This is a genomic window from Planococcus rifietoensis, from assembly GCF_001465795.2.
In the GTDB taxonomy this organism is placed as follows: domain Bacteria; phylum Bacillota; class Bacilli; order Bacillales_A; family Planococcaceae; genus Planococcus; species Planococcus rifietoensis.
Window position 1 is genome coordinate 2,037,803 of record NZ_CP013659.2, and the last position, 18,052, is coordinate 2,055,854.

The window sequence follows — 18,052 nt, forward strand, 5'->3', positions numbered from 1 at the left end:
AGCGATTCTTTTTTTATTATGAAGCGCTGCGCCATTCCATCAAACGGATGGCAATCGCCATGCAGATGCTGCCGAAACCAAGCAGCAGCAATAACGGCATCGCGACCGCCTTCAGGCCGTTTCCGTAGACGGCGACACTCGTTAACGCCTGCAAACCGTACGTGATGGGCAATGCTTTCGAGACCGCGAGCAGGATTTCATTGGTCACCAGCTCAATCGGCCAGAACGCCCCGCCCACCATCGCCATTCCCGTCGCGACAATCGGAATGACGGCACCAAGCTGCTGCGGTTTGGTGATGAGCGAGATAATCAACAGCCCGAGTGCGACGATGGAAAATGTGTAGCATGCCGCAATGGCGATCAATAGCCAGAATCGATCCCCTAGCTCAAAGCCGAACGCAAAGCGGAACAATAGGAAAATAAGCGTAATCTGGGAAAAACCGATCAAAAAACTATAGCCCAGATGGCCAAGATACATCTGCCATTTGCGGACCGGCGAAATGATCATCCGGCTCCAGGTCCCTGTCCTCTTTTCATCCACGATGCGTACCAGGCTGAACATGATCGTATAGATGACAAAGAACAAGGTCATGCCAAACAATAGCTGAAGCTGCCCATTGTATTGAAAACTGTCTTCCTCGCCTTGCAGCGATTCAACTGATAGCGTTAACGCCGGTTCAGACAAGGCCGACTCCATTTCCGACCTGATTCCTGGTGTCGTTTGCTCCGCATTTTCGAGACGCAATTCTTCTGAATAGATGCGTCTCAGGAACGAATCCAAGGCAAAACGCGCCGGATCTTCCCTGCCGACAAGCAAACGGTAATCAGCTTCAAGCAAATTGACGGCTTGGGAGACGTCTCCTTCCGCTACATATGAACGGGCTTCGGATTCGGACATTAATTCAAACTGGAATTGTTCTCCGCCGTTCAAACGTTCAATCCAAGTTTGTGCTTGCTGATTGTTCATTGATTTATCCGCATAGACGGGAATCATTTGCGGCCCGCTTTGCCCGCCTGCCGCTGTAACAGAGACGAAAATGACGGTAAGCCCGAACATCGCCAACACGAGCAGGGGTTTTCGGTAAAAACGGCGCCATTGCAGTAAGAATACAGCTTTCATGCCGCTCCCCCCTTTCTCGGAAATATGGCGAGTGCCAATAGCAAGAAGATTACTGCTACGACCGCAATCCGCAAGAGCGGACCTGTCAATTGGCCGAGCTCAGGTTCTAACAGCCAGGAAAAATAGGCGGACAGCGCCGCTCCGTTCGGGGTCCAATTGCCGATCGCCCGAAGCATTTCGGGCATGCCGTCAAGCGGCATAAAACTGCCGCCGACAAACGCCATTAGGGAAATGACACCGCCTGAGAAAATCGCTGGCACGGCATCGCTTTCAAGTCTCAAGGTTATAGCAACCATCAGAGCTGCGAGGCAACCGACCGATAATGCCAGTACGATGGAAATGATGGCGATCCCCGACCAAAAAGCCCAAGAATCCGCTGCAAATGTCTGGAACAACAACGCCGACAAGCCGAACAATAAAGTAAGCTGCACCGAGACAATTGCCGCTGCAGCGATGGCCTTGCTGCTCAAATACAGCAGCGGCGGCCGGTTCGACAAACGGATCCGGTCGAAAACCATCTGCTTTTGTTCAAGATTCGCCTGTCCGGCAATCGTGGACCCGACAAACAACACAAACATGACGGCCATGCCGATCGTATAGTATTGAAACGAAGTGATCGGCTGACGTGCAGTGATCGTTTCAATGCCGCCAGACACTTCCGTTGCCGATTGTTGTCCCGACAGCCTGGAAATCGATGCTTCAAAATTTACGGTGCGCACAAATTCGTTGAGGATGGACTTGAGAACATCTGTTTGCGGAGATGATAAATCCGCTACCAGCAATTCCAGTTCGCCGCTTTTGCTTTCGCCAAACAGCATATTTCTCAGGGAATCTTCTGTAAACCCTTGCGGCAAGGTAATGACCGCATCCACCGTTTCTTCATCCAGGCTTTCTTGCGCCTCTGCCCGGCCCATCCGTTCAATCGTTATTAATTCACTCAAACTCTCATCTTCCAGAAGGGAGACAAGCATCGTTTGCGGACTGGCCGATTCAGCCGCCTGTTTCAGCGCTTGTGTTTCTTCCGGTGGCAGCCCCATTTCCTCGATATCACTTTGAAGCGACGCCACTGCCTGCGCTTCGTCCTCTTGTGACACAAGCGCTATGTCCATTTCCAAAGCTTCCAAATCCCCTGAAAAAATGCCGCGCAGTGAAAAGCCGAGAATCGCGATGAGTAAAAAAGGCATCGCTAAAAGTATCAATAGTTCGGAACGGTCGCGGAGCAATAACATGATGTCTTTTATCAAAAAAGCGCCCATAAAGCTCCCCTCCTCAGTCCCTTAATTTGCGACCAGTCAGCCGCAGGAATACGTCTTCAAGGGTCGGCGTCTGGACATTGACGTTGACCACTTGGGCCCCGTAGCGTTCCGCTTCGTGGAACAAAGCCGCAAGCAATCTTGTTCCTTTCGGGATGATCAGCTTCAAGCTATGCTCCTCAGCTGTCGCCTGCTGCACCCCTTCTATTTCGCTGAGTTTTGTAAAGAGTTCCGGATAACTTTGGTCGAAATCGATCAACACCGTTTCCTGATCCGACAAAATCGCTTTGAGCTCTTCTTTCGTTCCTTCCGCGATGACTTTTCCGTGGTCCATGATGTAGACGCGGTCACAGAGCTTTTCCACTTCTTCCATGTAATGGCTCGTATAGAGGACCGTCATTCCTTCGTCCTGGTTGAGCTTGCGGATTGTCTCTAACAGGTGGTTGCGCGATTGCGGGTCGATGCCGACTGTCGGTTCGTCCATGATCAGCACTTCCGGTTCATGCATCATCGCTGCTGCCAAATTGACCCTCCGCTGCATGCCTCCAGAATAATTTTTGACCAGCTCTTTTTTCCGGTCTGCCAAACCGACGAGTTCCAGCACATAATCGATGCGCTGTTCGAGCTCGTTTCCCGACAATCCGTAAAGCCGGCCAAAGAACTTCAAGTTCTCATAAGCGCTCAACTCTTCGTATAAGGCTATTTTTTGCGGCACGACGCCAAGCACACGGCGCATTTCACCAGGCTTTTTCAACACGCTCTTGCCGTTAAGCTTCACATCTCCCGAGCTCGGCTTCATCAACGTGGAAATCATGGCAATCGCCGTGGACTTGCCAGCCCCGTTCGGCCCCAATAGCCCAACCGATTCCCCTTGCCTAAGCACCAAACTCACATCATCGACCGCAATGGTATCTTTGAATTTTTTTGTCAGCTGCTCCGTTTCAAGCATAAGGCACCTCCATTCCTAAAACTCTTGTTAAATCTATCCTACTGCAATTCACAAAAAATGCCATTATATTCTATAAAGAATATTCACTCTTTTGCTGTGAATTTCTCTCCCATCTATTTCTGCTCACAATAAAAAGACAGAGCTCCAAGGCTCTGTCTTTTTAAGTTTCATTATCTTTCATCAGCCATCGTTTCCAAACAAATCCGCACGCCGCGCAATAAGTCTTCATGGGACCAGCTCGGCAGCTTTCCGTGTTCAATTGCCAATTGGTGATCCGCCGGTATATGGATAAAGCCCGACAGCATTTCCGGCTTGTTCGTAGCTGCGTAATGAAGTCCCTCATACATAATATTATTGCATAGATATGCACCAGCTGTATTGGAAATCTCCGCTGGAAGCCCTGCCTGAATCAAAGATTGTGTCATCTTGCGCACCGGCAAAGTCGATAAATAAGCGGCGGGCCCTTGTGCAGAAATCGGTTCATCGACCGGCTGGTAGCCTTCATTATCGGCATCACCATCTTTGACATTAAGTGCGACACGCTCGGGCGTAATCTTGTAGCGGCCAGCTGCAAGCCCCAAAGAAACGACTGCATCAGGCTTCAACTCATCGATCCATTGCACTATCAGTTCACCTGAATGATTAAAATCGACCGGCAAGATACGGCTGATGATGCGGTATCCGCCAATCTGTTCGCCGTCCAATTTCTCCGCAATTCTCATCGTTGGGTTGACCGTGTATTCCAAAAAAGGTTCGAATCCTGTCAAAAGCAAAGTTTCCATCTTTTCACACTCCAATTTTCTGAACTATTTGAATTAATAATTATTCATTAATATGTATAAAAACTCTTTTACTTGTTGTGTCGTCGTGTTAAGATTCATTTTATCGAATAAACATACAACGGAGGGAATTATTATGAAGAAATCATATTTACTTGCAGGCGGCGTTGCTGCACTGCTATTGACAGCTTGCGGCCAAGAAGACACAGCGACTGGAGCTGCCGAGCAAAAAGAAGTATTGGAAATGGGTACATCCGCTGAGTTCGCGCCTTTTGAATCGCGCAACCCACAAGGCGACATCGTCGGGTTTGATATCGACCTTGCTAATTATATCGCAGATGAACTTGGGGTTGAACTGAAAATCACCGACATGAAATTCGACGGTTTGATCGGCGCTTTGCAAAATGACCGTGTCGACCTGGTATTGGCTGGCATGTCAGCGACGGATGCCCGTAAGGAAAACGTCGACTTCTCCACGGAATACAACCATTCTGGTGAAATGTTCGTCTCCCAAAAAGGCTCAGGCCTCGAAACGCTTGAAGACCTGGAAGGATTGACGGTTGGCGTCCAACTCGGAACGATCCAGGAAGAAGGCGCCAAGAGCATCATCGAGGAAGAAGCGATCGATTTCGAACTGAAGGCGCTCGATGATTCCGGCGCGTTGATCCAGGAAATCCTTTCCGGACGCATTGATGCTGCCTACATGGATAAGCAAGTCGCGCTCGGCTATATCGAAGCACAGGGGCTTGACGCATTTGACGATCCGACGACGGCTTCTCCTGGCATGGCTGTTGCCTTCCCGAAAGGCAGTGACTTGGTGGATGATGTCAACGCCGTCCTCGCTGAAATGGAAGAGAGCGGCAAACTCGATGAACTAAAAGACAAATGGCTCACAGACGAGCAGTAAAATTCGCCCTTAGAAAAGAGTTGGAACTGTTATGAATCTAGATTTTTCACAAATCGTCCCGTATATTCCCTTCATGCTCGAAGGGATTTGGGTGACTTTAAAATTCGTCTTTTTCGCGATCATTCTCGGCTCCATTCTCGGGACCGTGCTGGCACTGTTTAAAATCGGTTCAGCAAAGCCGATGAGATGGTTCGCCGATGCTTATACGTCGATTTTTCGTGGAACGCCGCTTATCTTGCAGCTGATGATCATTTATTATTCGATCCCCCAATTGACCGGCTATGATATCTCGCCATTTCTATCCGCAATTCTCGCATTCGGCTTGAACTCCTCCGCTTATATTTCGGAAATCATCCGTGCCGGCATCCAGGCAGTCGACAAAGGCCAGCTGGAAGCGGCGCAAGCTCTCGGCGTCCCGTATGGCGCGATGATGAAAGACATTATCTTACCGCAAGCGCTGAAGAACATCTTGCCTGCCTTGATGAATGAATTCATCACCTTAACGAAAGAATCCGCCATCGTCTCGACGATCGGCTATCTGGACTTGATGCGCCGCGCCCAAGTGGTCGGGGCAGACTTGTTCCGCAACTTTGAGCCGCTATTGTTTGTCGGCCTGATCTATTGGTGCCTGGTCATGGGCTTAACGGTAATCGGGCGCATGGTCGAAAGGAGATTGAAGCTTAGTGATTGATGTACAAGCCTTATCGAAAAAATTCGGGGACAACCTCGTATTGAGCGATATTACAACCAGTATCCAAAAAGGCGAAGTCGTCGCGATCATCGGCCCGTCCGGATCCGGTAAATCAACCTTTCTGCGCTGCTTGAATTTACTGGAGACACCGAGCTCGGGAAGCATCGAAATCAATGGCAAGAACTTGACCGCCTCCAAAAAAGAAATTCACAAAATCCGCCAGCAAATCGGCATGGTGTTTCAGCATTTCCACCTTTTTCCCCACATGACGGTGCTGGAGAATTTAATGTATGCCCCGATGAAAGCGAAAGGCATCAAAAAGTACGACGCTGAAGGAAAGGCACGCCAATTGCTTGAGCGCGTCGGCTTAGCACAAAAAGCCGATGCCTACCCGAATAGCTTATCCGGCGGCCAGAAGCAACGTGTCGCGATTGCACGCGCACTTGCCATGGAACCGGAACTCATGCTGTTCGATGAGCCGACTTCGGCACTCGACCCGGAAATGGTCAAGGAAGTATTAGAGGTCATGAAAGATCTTGCAAAATCCGGCATGACGATGGTTGTCGTCACCCATGAGATGGGCTTTGCGAGAGAAGTCGCAGACCGCGTGTTGTTTTTGGACCACGGCGCCCTTGTCGAAGAAGGCGAGCCTGAAAGCTTTTTCAAACATCCGGCGAGCGAACGCGCACGCGATTTCCTGGATAAAGTACTGTAACGGAAAACGTTCATGTGATGCTCAAAACTCTCGCCCATTTTCGGGTTTCCCTCGTGCTATAATCGGTAGTGCAGGAAATACCCGAAATTTGAGGTGGAAATTTTGTTCAGAAAGATTGTCATATTGATCATTACTTTGTTTTTCATGGCACTGATCATTTTTACAGCAGTCATGTTTTTGAAAAATGAAGAAACTCTTTATACCCACGAAGACGTTGAGCTCAGCATCGACAAGCCGACCTTCATCACACTCGGCGAAGCACAGACAGAAACAGATGGAAATGTCACCACTGACACCTATCCCTTGACCTTCCTGACCTTGTCGATCGGTTCGCTGGCCATTACGGAAGAAACTTTGCCGAACGGCGATATCCTCCTCTTCGACAAAGTCGAAAACACCAGCTGGATGCCGTTTACGTTTTCGATGAACCGCAGCGGCGTGGAAGATGCCATGATTACACGTTGGAATGAAGATACGATGCTGCAGCAAGAGGAAGAAACATACGGCACTGATGCCACGCGCAATCCCTTTGGCGTCATTCGCAGTGCAGACACCGAAACGCTGCAAGGCAATATTTATGTGTCCCGCGGCTTGTCGCTTGGAAACGGTGAACGCGTACAGGAACTACGCCATGAGATCTACGATTTCCCTGTCGAAGAAGGCGTGATGGAAAAGAGCTTATGGCTCCCGCCGAAGCACCAAAGCGAAAGCTGGATGCTCATTTCAAGCGAAGCACTGTTCGACTCACCTGAAACCGAGACCAATTGGGTCCAATTCGCCAACGACAACCGCCGCGCGCAATTCAATTGGCTGACGTCGGATGGCCCGCGCCAAAAGATGGCCTTGACGGATGATTTGCGGACCGAGCTTGCCTATACCATTCCAGAAGATCCGGAATCGGCGTACTCTGAATGGTTCGAGCAGACATCTTCACGCTTTTTTGAATCGATGCAACAGTATTTAGCTGAATAAGCCCAAATCCCCCTCGCCTAAAAATTGGCCAGGGGGATTTTTAAAATTCCTTAAGTGACCGATTTCATCTGTTGATGGATTAAGAACCCGATATTCGCAATCAAATGATAGGCTTCCAGTGGATTACCCGCCCCTTCCACAAAAACCGCAGCGATGGCGACATTTTCTCCTTCCCCAAAAACCCCGACATCTGCCTGCAGGCCAGCCAGTTCACCAGATTTTCCGTAAAACTGCACTTCATCTTCCTCGATGGCTCCTGTCAGTTTACGGCTTTGCTGATTGCCCAATATTTCCATGGCCCGTTTTCGCTCCCGCTCCGGCAATACGCCTGGCATGGCGAACGCTTCCATTAAGCGAATCATATCGCTTGCACTGGTTCGGTTATCGAGCCCTTTTTCAGCCGCTTCGAAATCCATGAAGTGCCGCTCGATTTTCGTGTTGTTCAAACCAAGATCGCTGCACGCCTTATTGACGGTTTCTTTCCCAAGCAACTCCAGCACCGCATTCGAGGCGGCATTATCGGAAACGATAATCATCAAAGTCAATACATCCCATAAGGCTAATTCTTTAAGTGATGGCAGATGGTCCAGCACGCCTGCTCCTCCGGTCGGTTTGCCCCCGAAAGCAATTTTCTGGCCGCCCGACAGCGTGCCATTTGCGATTTGCCGGCACGCTTCGAATAAAAGGGCCAATTTGATTGTACTGGCTGCACGCATCGTGTCACCGCTATTGATATACACTCGGCTTGACCGGAATTTAACTGCCACACTGACATGGCCTGAAGATTCGCCAATCAGTTCATTTATCGTCTTTTCCACCGCTGCCACACACCTTTCCTTGATGGTTCAATTCGGCAAAAATCATTCCAATCCTTTAAGTCAAATTAATATTAAAAAGACAGAATAATCTGTATAATAAAAGATGAATATAGAGATGGTCCGTCGTTCTTGCGATTTTAACAGGAGGAGGATATCGTCATGGAACGCAAATGGGTAGAACGGAAAGAAGTCGAATTGCGGCTCGATGAAGAGTTCAATGCGATTTTGAACATGATCGGCGAAGGCGGCCCGGACTATGCAAGAATCGACGAAGACATGGAACCGAAGGAATTGAGGGATTGGCTTGCTGAAGAATTCGATTCGATCTTGAACATGATCGGCGAAGGTGGCCCAGACTATGCAAGGAACGATGAAGATATCGAAATGCAAATCATGAAGCACGACGAAGCCAAATCCCGAGACCTTCATTGATTGCTCCCCCTTCTTAACCGGAGGGGGATTTTCTATTGAAAAAAGCACCAGCTCAGGGCTGGTGCTCAAATTATTCCATCATTTCCGCAAGCAACGAATACGAATGCAGGCGGTCTTCCTGATAGAAAATCGGTGAATTGACGATGACTTCGTTGGCACGGGTTTTCGAGACAAATGCTTCAAGCTTCTCGCGCACCACTTCTGGCGTGCCGACAATCATCGATTCGGATTTCAGTTTATCCCGGAACATGACAATTTCACGCGGCGTCCATACCGAGCCAAGATCATCAATCGGCGGTTGGAAAGTCGTCGGTTCGCCTTTCATCAACGCAAACATCTGCTGCTGCGAAGACGTGGCGAGCCATTCCGCGCGTTCCTGCGTATCGGCGACGATAAGTGACACACCGACCATCGCATACGGGCTATCAAGCGCCGCTGATGGCTTGAAATTCTGGTGGTACAACTGCAGCGCCTGCATCGTGAAGTCCGGCGCAAAATGGCTGGCGAATGAGAACGGCAAGCCTTTTTGCGCGGCGAGTTGAGCACTGAATCCACTCGATCCAAGCAGCCAGATTGGAATGTCCATGCCTGTTCCGGGGTACGCTTTGACTCGGCCGACCGGTTTATCGGAGAAATAATTCTCCAATTCCATCACTTGCTGCGGGAATTCGTCTCCCGTACTGTGTAGCGTACGGCGCAAAGCATAAGCAGTCGCCTGGTCACTGCCAGGTGCACGGCCAAGGCCGAGGTCGATGCGGTCCGGATACAATGACGCGAGCGTCCCGAATTGCTCCGCAATGACCAAAGGTGCGTGGTTTGGCAGCATGACGCCGCCTGAACCGACGCGGATCGAGTTGGTTTTTCCGGCAATATGCCCGATCAATACGGACGTTGCCGAACTGCCGATGCCTGGCATATTGTGATGCTCCGCCAGCCAGTAGCGGTTAAAACCAAGTTTCTCTACATGCTGCGCAAGTTCTACGCTATTTGCAAATGATTCCGTTGCGTTGCTGCCTTCATTGACCGGCGCCAAGTCGAGCACAGCCACGGGAATCTGCTGAAATGTTTTTTGTGTCATATCTTTAAGCACTCCTTTACCCCTCCTATTGTAACGCTCAAATTTCGGAAGGCGTAAGAAAATGCTCAGAGATCGAATTCCATTTTTTCCCTGAAGCTAAACTGCCAAGTGCATGCACATCCACGTACTGCAGAAAATGCTTATCCAAAGCGCGAGGTTAATCAATAAAATGACGGGGTAGGAAACCGATTCTGCTTTCTTCTTATAGAAATAGATCACGACGAGAATGGCCTCGACTACCCATAGCGGGATCATCCAGAGAAATTCAGGTGCAACAAAGCGCTTGTCCGTTTAGTTCTCCGCGATGGCCCCTTCTGCAAAAAACATGGAAATCGAAATGGCCATAAAGCCGCTGAACAATAAATTGCCCCATAATAAGACTGCTTTCATGCACCGCCACTCCCTATGTAAGTTTGGTGAAAACTTGCCTAAACACAATTTAATCAGAGTGTTGAAGAAGCCTATAATCATCTATAAATGAAAAGAGTGTGACACTATTCCACAATTTAAAAATCAACGAATTATCTCAGTATTTGGAGAAGCGTTCGTTCGACTCCTGTGGGAGCAGCGAAGCGACGGGTTTGAGAGACCCCGCAGACAATGAATGAGCGAAGCTGTGCTGAGAACATTCATTTGCGACGCATCTGCTTGCAATATTTTTTGCGATGCATTTGCTTGCAAATGTGAGAGCAGATGTGGGAGCAGATGTGGGAGCAAGCGGGTTTTCTGCGATGCTCGAACGTAGTGAGAGTTGAGCACAAGGGTCTTCGATAGCGGGTGAGGAGGCTCGATTCCCGCCCCACGGAAAGCGAGCGATAAGCTTCGGAAAATACGGCTTTTTAACTTTCTCGACAGCCTGATTTAATTTTATGCATTTAACTCTTGGACGATCCTATTCACTTCGTCCAACTCATCTATAGCGTAATCCGCCGCAGCTTCATTCCACCCAGCATCTTTCTTCCATACCCCGATCATGCCGGCATTTTAGCGGCCTCTACATCCGTCGTTGGATGATCCCCGACAAACAAACTGTGGGAAGGCAAGACATTCAAGCTGGCCATCGCTCTTTCAAAAATCCGCGGATCGGGCTTTCTTAAATTCTCGCTTTCAGAAATCAAGATCACATCAAACCACTTCTCGATTCCCAAGGCTTTAATATTATCCAACTGGAACTTTTCTTTGCCATTCGAGATAATTCCTAGCTTCACGCCTTGTTGTTTCAAGCTCTCCAGCATTGCTTGAAGGCCATCGAAAGGATGGCAATGGAAACGAAAATGGGCGAGATAATCTTCCAATAAAAGTTCCACCGTTGTCTGTTCGATTTCAAATTCCTGGATCAATTGTGCATAGACCCGGTCTTTCCAGACATAGCCGCGACTATCCAATTCAATAAAGCGGCCGACGTACAACTCTTTCGGAATATGCCCGAGAGATCCATGCATCCGTTCGTATTGATCGTCCGTCGATAAACGACACCACTGAAGCATCCCGATTGAGCAAGGTCCCGTCCAAATCAAACAGCACCGCTTGAATCATCGAGAGTCCTCATTCCACAATCGTTCCCCGCTCTTTCCATCTGGCGCATCAGTTAAAACAAACACATCCGGATTGCTTAAAGCACGCCATCCTTCAAACCCGAAGCCCTCTACATAACGCGACAGAAGCAAGGCCATAATATTGCCATGGGTAACGATTGCTGCTGTTTGGCCACTTTTTTCAAGCTCGCCTGCGACTTGTGAAATACGGTCCAGCGCCTGTCTGCTGGATTCGCCGCCTTCAAGCACAAGATCGTGGTCATCGAATGTGCTCTTCAAGCGCTCGAACCAATCCGTAAGATTTCCTGAACTCAAGATCCGTTCTTTCAAACGCTCGTCGGTTTCGATTTCTACAGCCAACGCTTCTGCTAACGGTGCGATCGATTGAACGGCTCGGGTATACGGGCTCGAGACAATCCGCTCGATCCCCAGCTCACTCAAAAAGCCGCTTAATTCTACAGCTTGTGCCATCCCGGTTTCCGTAAGCTCTGCCCCCGGCTCCTGTCCAGAAGCGGCACAATGCCGGATGATGTAAATCTTCGTCACTTGAAATCACTCCATTTTCGTTTATAAACCAAGCAAATCCGCCATGATTTCTGCGCTGCCTGGCGAGAACATGAATAGGGAAAAGCCGATGCATAGAGCACCGCCAACGAGCAAGCCGATTTTCACAACGAGCGGAAATCCTCTTTTCGGCAAAATCCCTGCGAAAAATAAACAAATTCCGATGAATAACAACAGCATATACCAGAAGCCCATCTGCCCACCCCTTTTCAATATGTTAATAACTGGACGCTTCTTGAATGAAAAGGTTCTGCTGTAATATGTCTATTGTCACTCCTGAATTCAGCTTACCATATGCCTGACTGCTTACTAGACAGAAAATCACCCGCTGCAAAAAATCGCAGCGGGTGATTTTTTTACTTATCCATCACTTCTTTAAAATAGTTCACGGTCTTCATTTTTCCTCCTATTGTTCTTGTATTCCATGTCACTTCAGTGAAAATTTCCGCAAGCGGCGCATACATGCCGCCATGTTTTTCAGCCCATTCAAGCGCGACAGTGTTCTCGAAAAGCTGCGCCATTTTCTTCATCAGGCTCTTCGCCTCGAAGCTTTGCAGCGCCGCATCGAATCCGGCAAACGCCGTCAGCTCCTCACCAAGCTCTTTCGTTTTCTCTTTCAGCAATTCCACATCAGCGCTCGCCTGCAGCTTTGCCAAGCGTTTTTGGATATAGTCGATGAATATTTCATGCGCTGACAATTTATTAACGAGGCGGATTAGCTCGAGCCCGAGAATATTCGCCGTACCTTCCCAAACGGTGAGCACTTGTGCATCGCGCAATAGGCGCGGCGTGACGAAATCCTCGATATAGCCGTTGCCGCCGTGCATCTCGATCGCTTCGTGCGAGAAATGGATCGCCTGTTCAGCTGATTCTTTCTTTAAAATCGCGATGAGTAAGCGGTTCAGCACTTGTTCTTCTTGTGTCGCGCTTCCGGAAGTGACGTGGTCGTACAAGCCAATCAAATCGAAGATCGCCGCCGTTTCAAACTCCTGCTTGGCACGCAGCTTCATCAGGCTGTCCTGCACCATCGGAAAAGCGGTGAGCTTTTGGCCAAATGCATTGCGGCGTTCTGCGTATTCCGCTGCTTCATCAAGCGCGCGCTTCATGATGCCAATCGATGCGACCGCGTTGCAGATGCGCGACAAGTTCAACGCTTCCATCATATACTTAAGGCCATTTTTCGGGTCGCCGACGATATATGCTTTCGCGCCGTCGAACTCGACTTCGCCGGACGGCACCGCCCGGACACCGAGCTTGTCTTTCAAGCGGCGGATCTTGATGCCGTTCAGTTCGCCGTCCACTTTCCACGGCACCGCGAACAATGTCAGCCCCTTCGATCCTTCCGCTGCCCCTGGCATGCGGGCGAGTACCATCGCGACGCCCGCCATGCCGGCATTCGACGCGAAATATTTTTCCCCGTACAAGCGGTAACCGTCATCGGTCTCAAGGGCCTGCACGACATTTGCCCCGACATCCGAACCGCCTTGGCGCTCAGTCAGGAAAGTCGCTCCTTCAAATAATTCCATGTCCCCTGTCGCACAGACATGCGGCATGAACTTTCTCTTCAGTGCTTCATCTGCATAATGGTCAAGTAAATAAGCTGTCGCCATCGTCAACGTCACTGGACAATAAAAGCCGGGTTCCGATTGCGATAATAAATAACCTTGCGCAAAGCTGTAAACGTAATTGCCTTTTCTTCCAAGCTCCGGAATCTCCTTGTGGACATAGCCGACAATACCGGTTCTGTAAGTTTCATCGACCGTCTTTCTATAGCCTTCATTGACCCAGACGTGTGAAATATCTTCGCCGAGACGGTTGTATTTCTCTAGCTTCGGTGCGCCTTCCCGGTCGGTATAGCGTGCGCGTTCGTCGATATCGCCCGCAGCCAGTTTGCCGAATGATTTCAGCTCACGTTGGGCATAGCGGAGAAAATCCTCCGGCAATTGTTGTGCCAATATTTTCTTCAAGGTCTCGTCATTTTCATAGAAATTGCGTTCGCCGCTCGGTGTGGCACCTTTCAAGACGACCATTTAAACACGCCCTTCCCGCAACGGCTGCTTGAGGATCTTGCCGGATGCGTTGCGTGGCAATGCTTCGACTTGTTCTATGAGCTTCGGCACTTTATAGCTTGCCAGTTCATTTCCTGCGAATGCTTTAATTTCTTCTGCACTCAATTCACGTGATGCGGCGAAATATGCTTTTACCGTTTCTCCCCATTCCGCATGCGGCACCCCGATTACTGCGGTTTCATGAATATCGGGATGCGTAATGAGCACTTCTTCGATTTCCTTGGGGTAAATATTGACGCCGCCTGAAATGATCAAATCCTTCTTGCGGTCGACAACCCAAATAAATCCGTCTTCATCGAATTTCGCCAAGTCGCCTGTTTTCAGCCAATCGCCGATAAAGGTTTCTTTCGTCGCTTCCTCGTTCTTGTAATAGCCGAGCATATTGCCTTCGCCCCGGAGCAGGATCTCCCCGACTTCGCCGGGCGCAACGTCCTGCCCGTCCAGATCCACAATGCGGATTTCGGTATGGAGCGCGGCGCGTTTGCCGATGCTCCCCGCTTTTTCCGCATGTTCCGGCCCCGTCATCAAGGTTCCGCTCGGCCCTGCTTCTGTCAGGCCATACACGCAGACCAAATTATCGGTACGGAATGATTCCTGGACGAATTTCACTTCTCCCGCAGACAGCGGTGCACTTCCGTAAATCCACCATTTCATCGAAGACAAATCGCGCTGGCCGACCTCTGGATGTTTGGCGGTCATGAGATAAGCGACCGGCGCACCGAAGAAATGGGTCGTCCGTTCCCCTTCGACCGTATCAAGCAACAAGTCCGGCGTGAACGTCGGGACGAGCACATGCTTCGCGCCGACGATCATTCCGGCCACCAAAAACAAGTGGAGCGGTGCAGAATGGCTGAGCGGCATCATATGGAGCAGGCGGCTATCCGGTTTCATCTCCATTTCGACACAGATCATCTGCGCAACCGTCAGCACATTGCGATGGCTGAACAGGACGCCTTTCGGTTTGCCGGTCGTTCCGGACGTGTAAAGGATTGTCGATGGCTCGTCGTCCTGTGCATGGGAAGTTAATATTTCTTCCGTTTCCGTTCTTATCAAGTCGGAGAATGCTTCCCAGCCAGGTACTGCTTGCCCGGACTTGACCAAAAGCAATCCATTCGTTTCCAGAGACTTTACAGCATCAAATATCAGTTCATGAACGAAAAGCGCTTTGGCATCTGAATGTTCCAAGATATAGCCGATTTCTTTTGGCCCGAGTTTTGCACTGATCGGCACGATGATCGCGTTGATACGCTGCACAGCAAAATAGCTTACAACGAATTCCGGTACATTCGGCATGAACAAGACGATTTTGTCCCCTTTGCTGATACCCCGTTTCATCAACGAGTGCGCCAAGTTATTCGCAATTTTGTCCACTTCACGGAACGTTAAACGCTGCCCCATCCCCACCAGCGCCTCTTGTTCCGGATATTTCCGTGCATTCCGCTCCAGCAATTGTGAAATATTCATTTTGCCATCCCCTTCAGTTTCGATAATTTTTCATTAAACTCCCCTAGCAAAGACTCCATCTCTTGTTTCGTCTTTTCAAGTTCTTCGATGCGGCGCTCCATTTCCTCTATCTGCTTTTTGCCGTACTCGATTGTGCGTTCGAGCTGTTTCTTGCCCGAGCGGTCAGCATTGAACAGCAGCACCATTTCTTTGATTTCCTCTAGTGTGAAACCGTATTTTTTGCCTCGATCGATGAGCTTGAGTTTCGCGATTTCGGCATTCGAAAACAGCCGCTTATTGGAATCTGTTCGTTCTGGCTTCAGCATGCCTAGTTCCTCGTAATAGCGGATCGTCCGCGTGGTCACCCCGAATTCCTCTGCGGCTTCGCGTATCGTTTTCATCTCCCATCCCCTTTGTCTGATTTTTTTGATAGTTAAAGCTTACCATTGACGTTAACGTAAAGCACAAGAGCTTTCTAAATATAAAAAGCCAGCAGCCTGCCGAATGGACAGGATGCTGGCTCGAGATAGACCTTATTCAATTCCATACCATTTCAATGCATTACCATAGAGAACTTTCTCTGCTTCGATGTCACCCAAAGTTTCTTGAATAACTGTGACATCACTCGCTTGAAATGGTTTTTTTGCTCGAGTCGACGGCAGGTCGGTGCCGAAGAGCAGCGCTTCAGGATTGAGTTCATGGATGGCTCTTATTGCTTGCGACGGGTCGAAGTCAATCCGCCCGAATCCGGTCGCTTTCACTTTGACGCCTTGTTCCACCAGCTTCAACAGTTCGGGGAATCCTTGTTTCGATAAGCCGAGATGATCGATGGACACGGCAGGCAAGCGGCTGATTACGTCTTTCAGTTCCACGAGATCTTCCGAATCGATGTACAGCTCTGCGTGCCACCCGGCGATGTCATGGACGCGCCTTGTGAAATGATCGAGCCGCTCGATCGCTTCCGAACCGCCGCGCTTCACATTAAACCGCACGGCACGTACGCCTTTTCCATGCAAATTGAGGATGTCTTCGTCCAATGTGTCCGCCGGCAATTGCGTCACGCCGACAAACCGGTCACCGAGCGTATCAAGTGCATCCACTAAATACGATTGGTCAAAGCCTTGGAACGAGCCCGACACGATGGCGCCTCCGGTTACTTCGAAGTTTTCTACAGCGGCCACATAATTCGAAGCGGTGAATGCAGGCGGCAAATAGCCTTGATTTTCGGTCAACGGAAATCGCGGGTCGATAATATGTAAATGGGCATCGAAGATTTTTACTTTCTTCATCGCTTCAGTTCTTCCGTCAATGCCGAAATCGCTTGCCTGACACTCTTTAGATTCGCTTCATCGTTCATCTCATTTCGCGCATGCAAAAGCACCGGCCGCACCGACTCGACGGAACGCCCCAATTCGTACATCCATTCATAGCGCGGCACCATCCACGTATGGAAATGATGCGTCGTATCTTCATTATAGAAATAATAGACCGATTCGATGCCAAGAACGTCGCGCTGTGCTTTGCGAATTTCCGACAGGATCGTGATGTAATCGAGCCGCTCCGCTTCGGTCAATTCGTCCAAGCTTTTCAAATGGCGCTTTGAGGCGAGGATGATCAAGCCGGGGATGGGATAAGCCACATCTTGATGGGCGTGGAAATGCGCCGTCTCCACTACGACTCCGCCTTCAGGTTCGATCAAGCCATCCACCAACGCGCAGCTCAGGCATTCCACTTCGACGGTTTCGCCATTTGCCAAGGTGATCGTTCTCATTTCAATCGCCCTCCCCGCTAGTTTCTTTGTTAAAAACTTCTGAAGCGGAAAATACCACGAGCCCGATCATCAAAATCACAAACCAGTTGTCGATCAATGCGTTTCCAATAAAATATTCAGATATGCCATTCGCCAACAGAATCAATCCCCACGCTGCGAAAACCATAAAGTATCCATCTTTGCCGCCGTCTTGTTTATCGGTGTCTTCTACAAAAAATAAACTGAGCAATTTTTTCATCATCCTATCGCCCCTTTTGCATTTTAGCTTTCTGCAAATTTATGTATTGCCTCCAACTACCTGAATGAACCATCCCATGCATAAGTCGAAAAAGAGGCCAATTTCTCGAAATAATGCTCCATGCGCTGATAGACCGAAGGCACGATCAAGCGCTCCCGGTTCATTTGCTGGAACTCAATCCAATTGACCAGCTGCGCGGCGCACACTTCGCCAGGTTGAAGCTGAAGCGCATCCAGGTCGATGCTCTCTTTGCATCTCCAGACATAGCTGTCCAAAAAATAATTACCGCCTTTCATTTTGCCTAGGAAGCGAAGTTCTTCAGGCCTGGCGAGCAATCCTGTTTCTTCTTCCAATTCGCGAAGCGCACCCATCAAACTGCTTTCCCCCGCCACTACAGAGCCACCCGTCGTTTCCCAAAGCATCGGAAGCGGTTTTGCCGGATCTCGTTGCGTCATAAAAATTCTTCCATCTGCATTGAGCGTAATCACTTCCACAACAATATGGAACTCGCCAGGCTGCAATTTATTGCCTCTAATATGTTTCTTTCCAAGCGGGTTCCGCTCCCCGTCATACAAATCCCAAACTTCCATTCTCTTGCTCCCACCCTATCATCTCTAATTTTTCGCTGAACTTTCTTACTATTTAAGCCCTGTATATACTTTAATGAATATTCCCATTAATTAACAGACTTTTTTTATTCATTTTAGATTTTTATTTT

Annotated in this window: 21 protein-coding genes; 5 read left to right on the forward strand and 16 right to left on the reverse strand. The window is 49.3% G+C overall.

Going from position 1 to position 18,052, the window contains the following annotated elements; all coding sequences use genetic code 11:
- Positions 1-16: 16 nt before the first annotated feature.
- The 4 genes from AUC31_RS10160 to pcp form a co-directional block, all read right to left on the reverse strand.
- Entirely contained in the window at positions 17-1,120 is a 1,104-nt protein-coding gene (locus tag AUC31_RS10160) for an ABC transporter permease (RefSeq protein WP_058383314.1), read from the reverse strand.
- Positions 1,117-2,376 (reverse strand): ABC transporter permease, encoded by a 1,260-nt coding sequence (locus AUC31_RS10165; protein WP_058383313.1) that lies wholly within the window; start codon positions 2,374-2,376, stop codon positions 1,117-1,119. Before AUC31_RS10165 ends, AUC31_RS10160 begins: the two co-directional genes overlap by 4 nt.
- Positions 2,377-2,389: 13 nt before the next feature.
- On the reverse strand, positions 2,390-3,322 hold the full coding sequence (locus AUC31_RS10170) for an ABC transporter ATP-binding protein (protein WP_058383312.1): 933 nt from the start codon (positions 3,320-3,322) through the stop codon (positions 2,390-2,392).
- Positions 3,323-3,492: 170 nt separating this feature from the next.
- Positions 3,493-4,104: a pyroglutamyl-peptidase I gene (gene pcp, locus AUC31_RS10175; RefSeq protein ID WP_058383311.1), complete on the reverse strand. Its 612-nt coding sequence runs from the start codon at positions 4,102-4,104 to the stop codon at positions 3,493-3,495.
- A gap of 133 nt (positions 4,105-4,237) precedes the next feature.
- On the opposite strand from pcp, the gene AUC31_RS10180 reads away from it, so the two are divergent.
- The 4 genes from AUC31_RS10180 (at position 4,238) to AUC31_RS10195 (ending at position 7,386) form a co-directional block, all read left to right on the forward strand.
- Positions 4,238-5,008 (forward strand): transporter substrate-binding domain-containing protein, encoded by a 771-nt coding sequence (locus tag AUC31_RS10180; RefSeq protein ID WP_157073484.1) that lies wholly within the window; start codon positions 4,238-4,240, stop codon positions 5,006-5,008.
- Positions 5,009-5,039: 31 nt separating this feature from the next.
- A complete protein-coding gene (locus AUC31_RS10185; RefSeq protein WP_058383310.1) occupies positions 5,040-5,699 on the forward strand; it encodes an amino acid ABC transporter permease in 660 nt (219 codons plus the stop codon).
- Positions 5,692-6,414, forward strand: coding sequence for an amino acid ABC transporter ATP-binding protein (locus tag AUC31_RS10190; protein WP_058383309.1), 723 nt, complete (start codon positions 5,692-5,694; stop codon positions 6,412-6,414). Before AUC31_RS10185 ends, AUC31_RS10190 begins: the two co-directional genes overlap by 8 nt.
- A 102-nt stretch (positions 6,415-6,516) precedes the next feature.
- Positions 6,517-7,386 carry a hypothetical protein gene (locus AUC31_RS10195; RefSeq protein ID WP_058383308.1) on the forward strand — a complete coding sequence of 290 codons (870 nt, stop codon included), beginning with the start codon at positions 6,517-6,519 and terminating at the stop codon, positions 7,384-7,386.
- A 50-nt stretch (positions 7,387-7,436) separates the two neighbouring features.
- Here AUC31_RS10195 and AUC31_RS10200 read toward each other — a convergent pair whose 3' ends face one another.
- Positions 7,437-8,204, reverse strand: coding sequence for a serine hydrolase (locus AUC31_RS10200; RefSeq protein ID WP_157073485.1), 768 nt, complete (start codon positions 8,202-8,204; stop codon positions 7,437-7,439).
- Between the two features lie 159 nt (positions 8,205-8,363).
- Between AUC31_RS10200 and AUC31_RS10205 the strand changes: the two genes are divergently transcribed.
- Positions 8,364-8,636 (forward strand): hypothetical protein, encoded by a 273-nt coding sequence (locus tag AUC31_RS10205; RefSeq protein ID WP_058383306.1) that lies wholly within the window; start codon positions 8,364-8,366, stop codon positions 8,634-8,636.
- Positions 8,637-8,706: 70 nt separating this feature from the next.
- Here AUC31_RS10205 and AUC31_RS10210 read toward each other — a convergent pair whose 3' ends face one another.
- The 11 genes from AUC31_RS10210 to AUC31_RS10260 all read right to left on the reverse strand — a co-directional run bounded on the left by AUC31_RS10210 (position 8,707) and on the right by AUC31_RS10260 (position 17,924).
- On the reverse strand, positions 8,707-9,714 hold the full coding sequence (locus AUC31_RS10210) for an LLM class flavin-dependent oxidoreductase (RefSeq protein ID WP_121299466.1): 1,008 nt from the start codon (positions 9,712-9,714) through the stop codon (positions 8,707-8,709).
- 971 nt (positions 9,715-10,685) lie between these two features.
- A complete protein-coding gene (locus tag AUC31_RS10215; RefSeq protein WP_335339088.1) occupies positions 10,686-11,231 on the reverse strand; it encodes an HAD family hydrolase in 546 nt (181 codons plus the stop codon).
- A gap of 15 nt (positions 11,232-11,246) precedes the next feature.
- On the reverse strand, positions 11,247-11,795 hold the full coding sequence (locus AUC31_RS10220) for a histidine phosphatase family protein (protein ID WP_058383304.1): 549 nt from the start codon (positions 11,793-11,795) through the stop codon (positions 11,247-11,249).
- Positions 11,796-11,816: 21 nt separating this feature from the next.
- Positions 11,817-12,008: a hypothetical protein gene (locus tag AUC31_RS10225; RefSeq protein ID WP_058383303.1), complete on the reverse strand. Its 192-nt coding sequence runs from the start codon at positions 12,006-12,008 to the stop codon at positions 11,817-11,819.
- Positions 12,009-12,169: 161 nt separating this feature from the next.
- Positions 12,170-13,843, reverse strand: a complete 1,674-nt coding sequence (locus AUC31_RS10230) for an acyl-CoA dehydrogenase family protein (RefSeq protein ID WP_058383302.1) — start codon at positions 13,841-13,843, stop codon at positions 12,170-12,172.
- Entirely contained in the window at positions 13,844-15,346 is a 1,503-nt protein-coding gene (locus AUC31_RS10235; RefSeq protein ID WP_058383301.1) for a class I adenylate-forming enzyme family protein, read from the reverse strand.
- Positions 15,343-15,726, reverse strand: a complete 384-nt coding sequence (locus AUC31_RS10240; protein WP_058383300.1) for a MerR family transcriptional regulator — start codon at positions 15,724-15,726, stop codon at positions 15,343-15,345. The genes AUC31_RS10235 and AUC31_RS10240 overlap by 4 nt, the downstream gene beginning before the upstream one ends.
- A 132-nt stretch (positions 15,727-15,858) precedes the next feature.
- Positions 15,859-16,614, reverse strand: a complete 756-nt coding sequence (locus AUC31_RS10245; protein WP_058383299.1) for an amidohydrolase family protein — start codon at positions 16,612-16,614, stop codon at positions 15,859-15,861.
- A complete protein-coding gene (locus AUC31_RS10250; RefSeq protein WP_058383298.1) occupies positions 16,611-17,096 on the reverse strand; it encodes an HIT family protein in 486 nt (161 codons plus the stop codon). The genes AUC31_RS10245 and AUC31_RS10250 overlap by 4 nt, the downstream gene beginning before the upstream one ends.
- Position 17,097: 1 nt before the next feature.
- Complete coding sequence (locus tag AUC31_RS10255; RefSeq protein WP_058383297.1) at positions 17,098-17,337, reverse strand: hypothetical protein; 240 nt, start codon at positions 17,335-17,337, stop codon at positions 17,098-17,100.
- Positions 17,338-17,390: 53 nt separating this feature from the next.
- Positions 17,391-17,924 (reverse strand): NUDIX hydrolase, encoded by a 534-nt coding sequence (locus AUC31_RS10260; protein WP_058383296.1) that lies wholly within the window; start codon positions 17,922-17,924, stop codon positions 17,391-17,393.
- Between the last annotated feature and the right edge of the window lie 128 nt (positions 17,925-18,052).

Coding starts and splice junctions, on each gene's coding strand:
- AUC31_RS10160 (WP_058383314.1), bottom strand. CDS start 1,120: ATGAAAGCTGTATTCTTACTGCAATGGCGCCGTTTTTACCGAAAACCC.
- AUC31_RS10165 (WP_058383313.1), bottom strand. CDS start 2,376: ATGGGCGCTTTTTTGATAAAAGACATCATGTTATTGCTCCGCGACCGT.
- AUC31_RS10170 (WP_058383312.1), bottom strand. CDS start 3,322: ATGCTTGAAACGGAGCAGCTGACAAAAAAATTCAAAGATACCATTGCG.
- pcp (WP_058383311.1), bottom strand. CDS start 4,104: ATGGAAACTTTGCTTTTGACAGGATTCGAACCTTTTTTGGAATACACG.
- AUC31_RS10180 (WP_157073484.1), top strand. CDS start 4,238: ATGAAGAAATCATATTTACTTGCAGGCGGCGTTGCTGCACTGCTATTG.
- AUC31_RS10185 (WP_058383310.1), top strand. CDS start 5,040: ATGAATCTAGATTTTTCACAAATCGTCCCGTATATTCCCTTCATGCTC.
- AUC31_RS10205 (WP_058383306.1), top strand. CDS start 8,364: ATGGAACGCAAATGGGTAGAACGGAAAGAAGTCGAATTGCGGCTCGAT.
- AUC31_RS10210 (WP_121299466.1), bottom strand. CDS start 9,714: ATGACACAAAAAACATTTCAGCAGATTCCCGTGGCTGTGCTCGACTTG.
- AUC31_RS10225 (WP_058383303.1), bottom strand. CDS start 12,008: ATGGGCTTCTGGTATATGCTGTTGTTATTCATCGGAATTTGTTTATTT.
- AUC31_RS10230 (WP_058383302.1), bottom strand. CDS start 13,843: ATGGTCGTCTTGAAAGGTGCCACACCGAGCGGCGAACGCAATTTCTAT.
- AUC31_RS10235 (WP_058383301.1), bottom strand. CDS start 15,346: ATGAATATTTCACAATTGCTGGAGCGGAATGCACGGAAATATCCGGAA.
- AUC31_RS10240 (WP_058383300.1), bottom strand. CDS start 15,726: ATGAAAACGATACGCGAAGCCGCAGAGGAATTCGGGGTGACCACGCGG.
- AUC31_RS10245 (WP_058383299.1), bottom strand. CDS start 16,614: ATGAAGAAAGTAAAAATCTTCGATGCCCATTTACATATTATCGACCCG.
- AUC31_RS10250 (WP_058383298.1), bottom strand. CDS start 17,096: ATGAGAACGATCACCTTGGCAAATGGCGAAACCGTCGAAGTGGAATGC.
- AUC31_RS10255 (WP_058383297.1), bottom strand. CDS start 17,337: ATGATGAAAAAATTGCTCAGTTTATTTTTTGTAGAAGACACCGATAAA.
- AUC31_RS10260 (WP_058383296.1), bottom strand. CDS start 17,924: ATGGAAGTTTGGGATTTGTATGACGGGGAGCGGAACCCGCTTGGAAAG.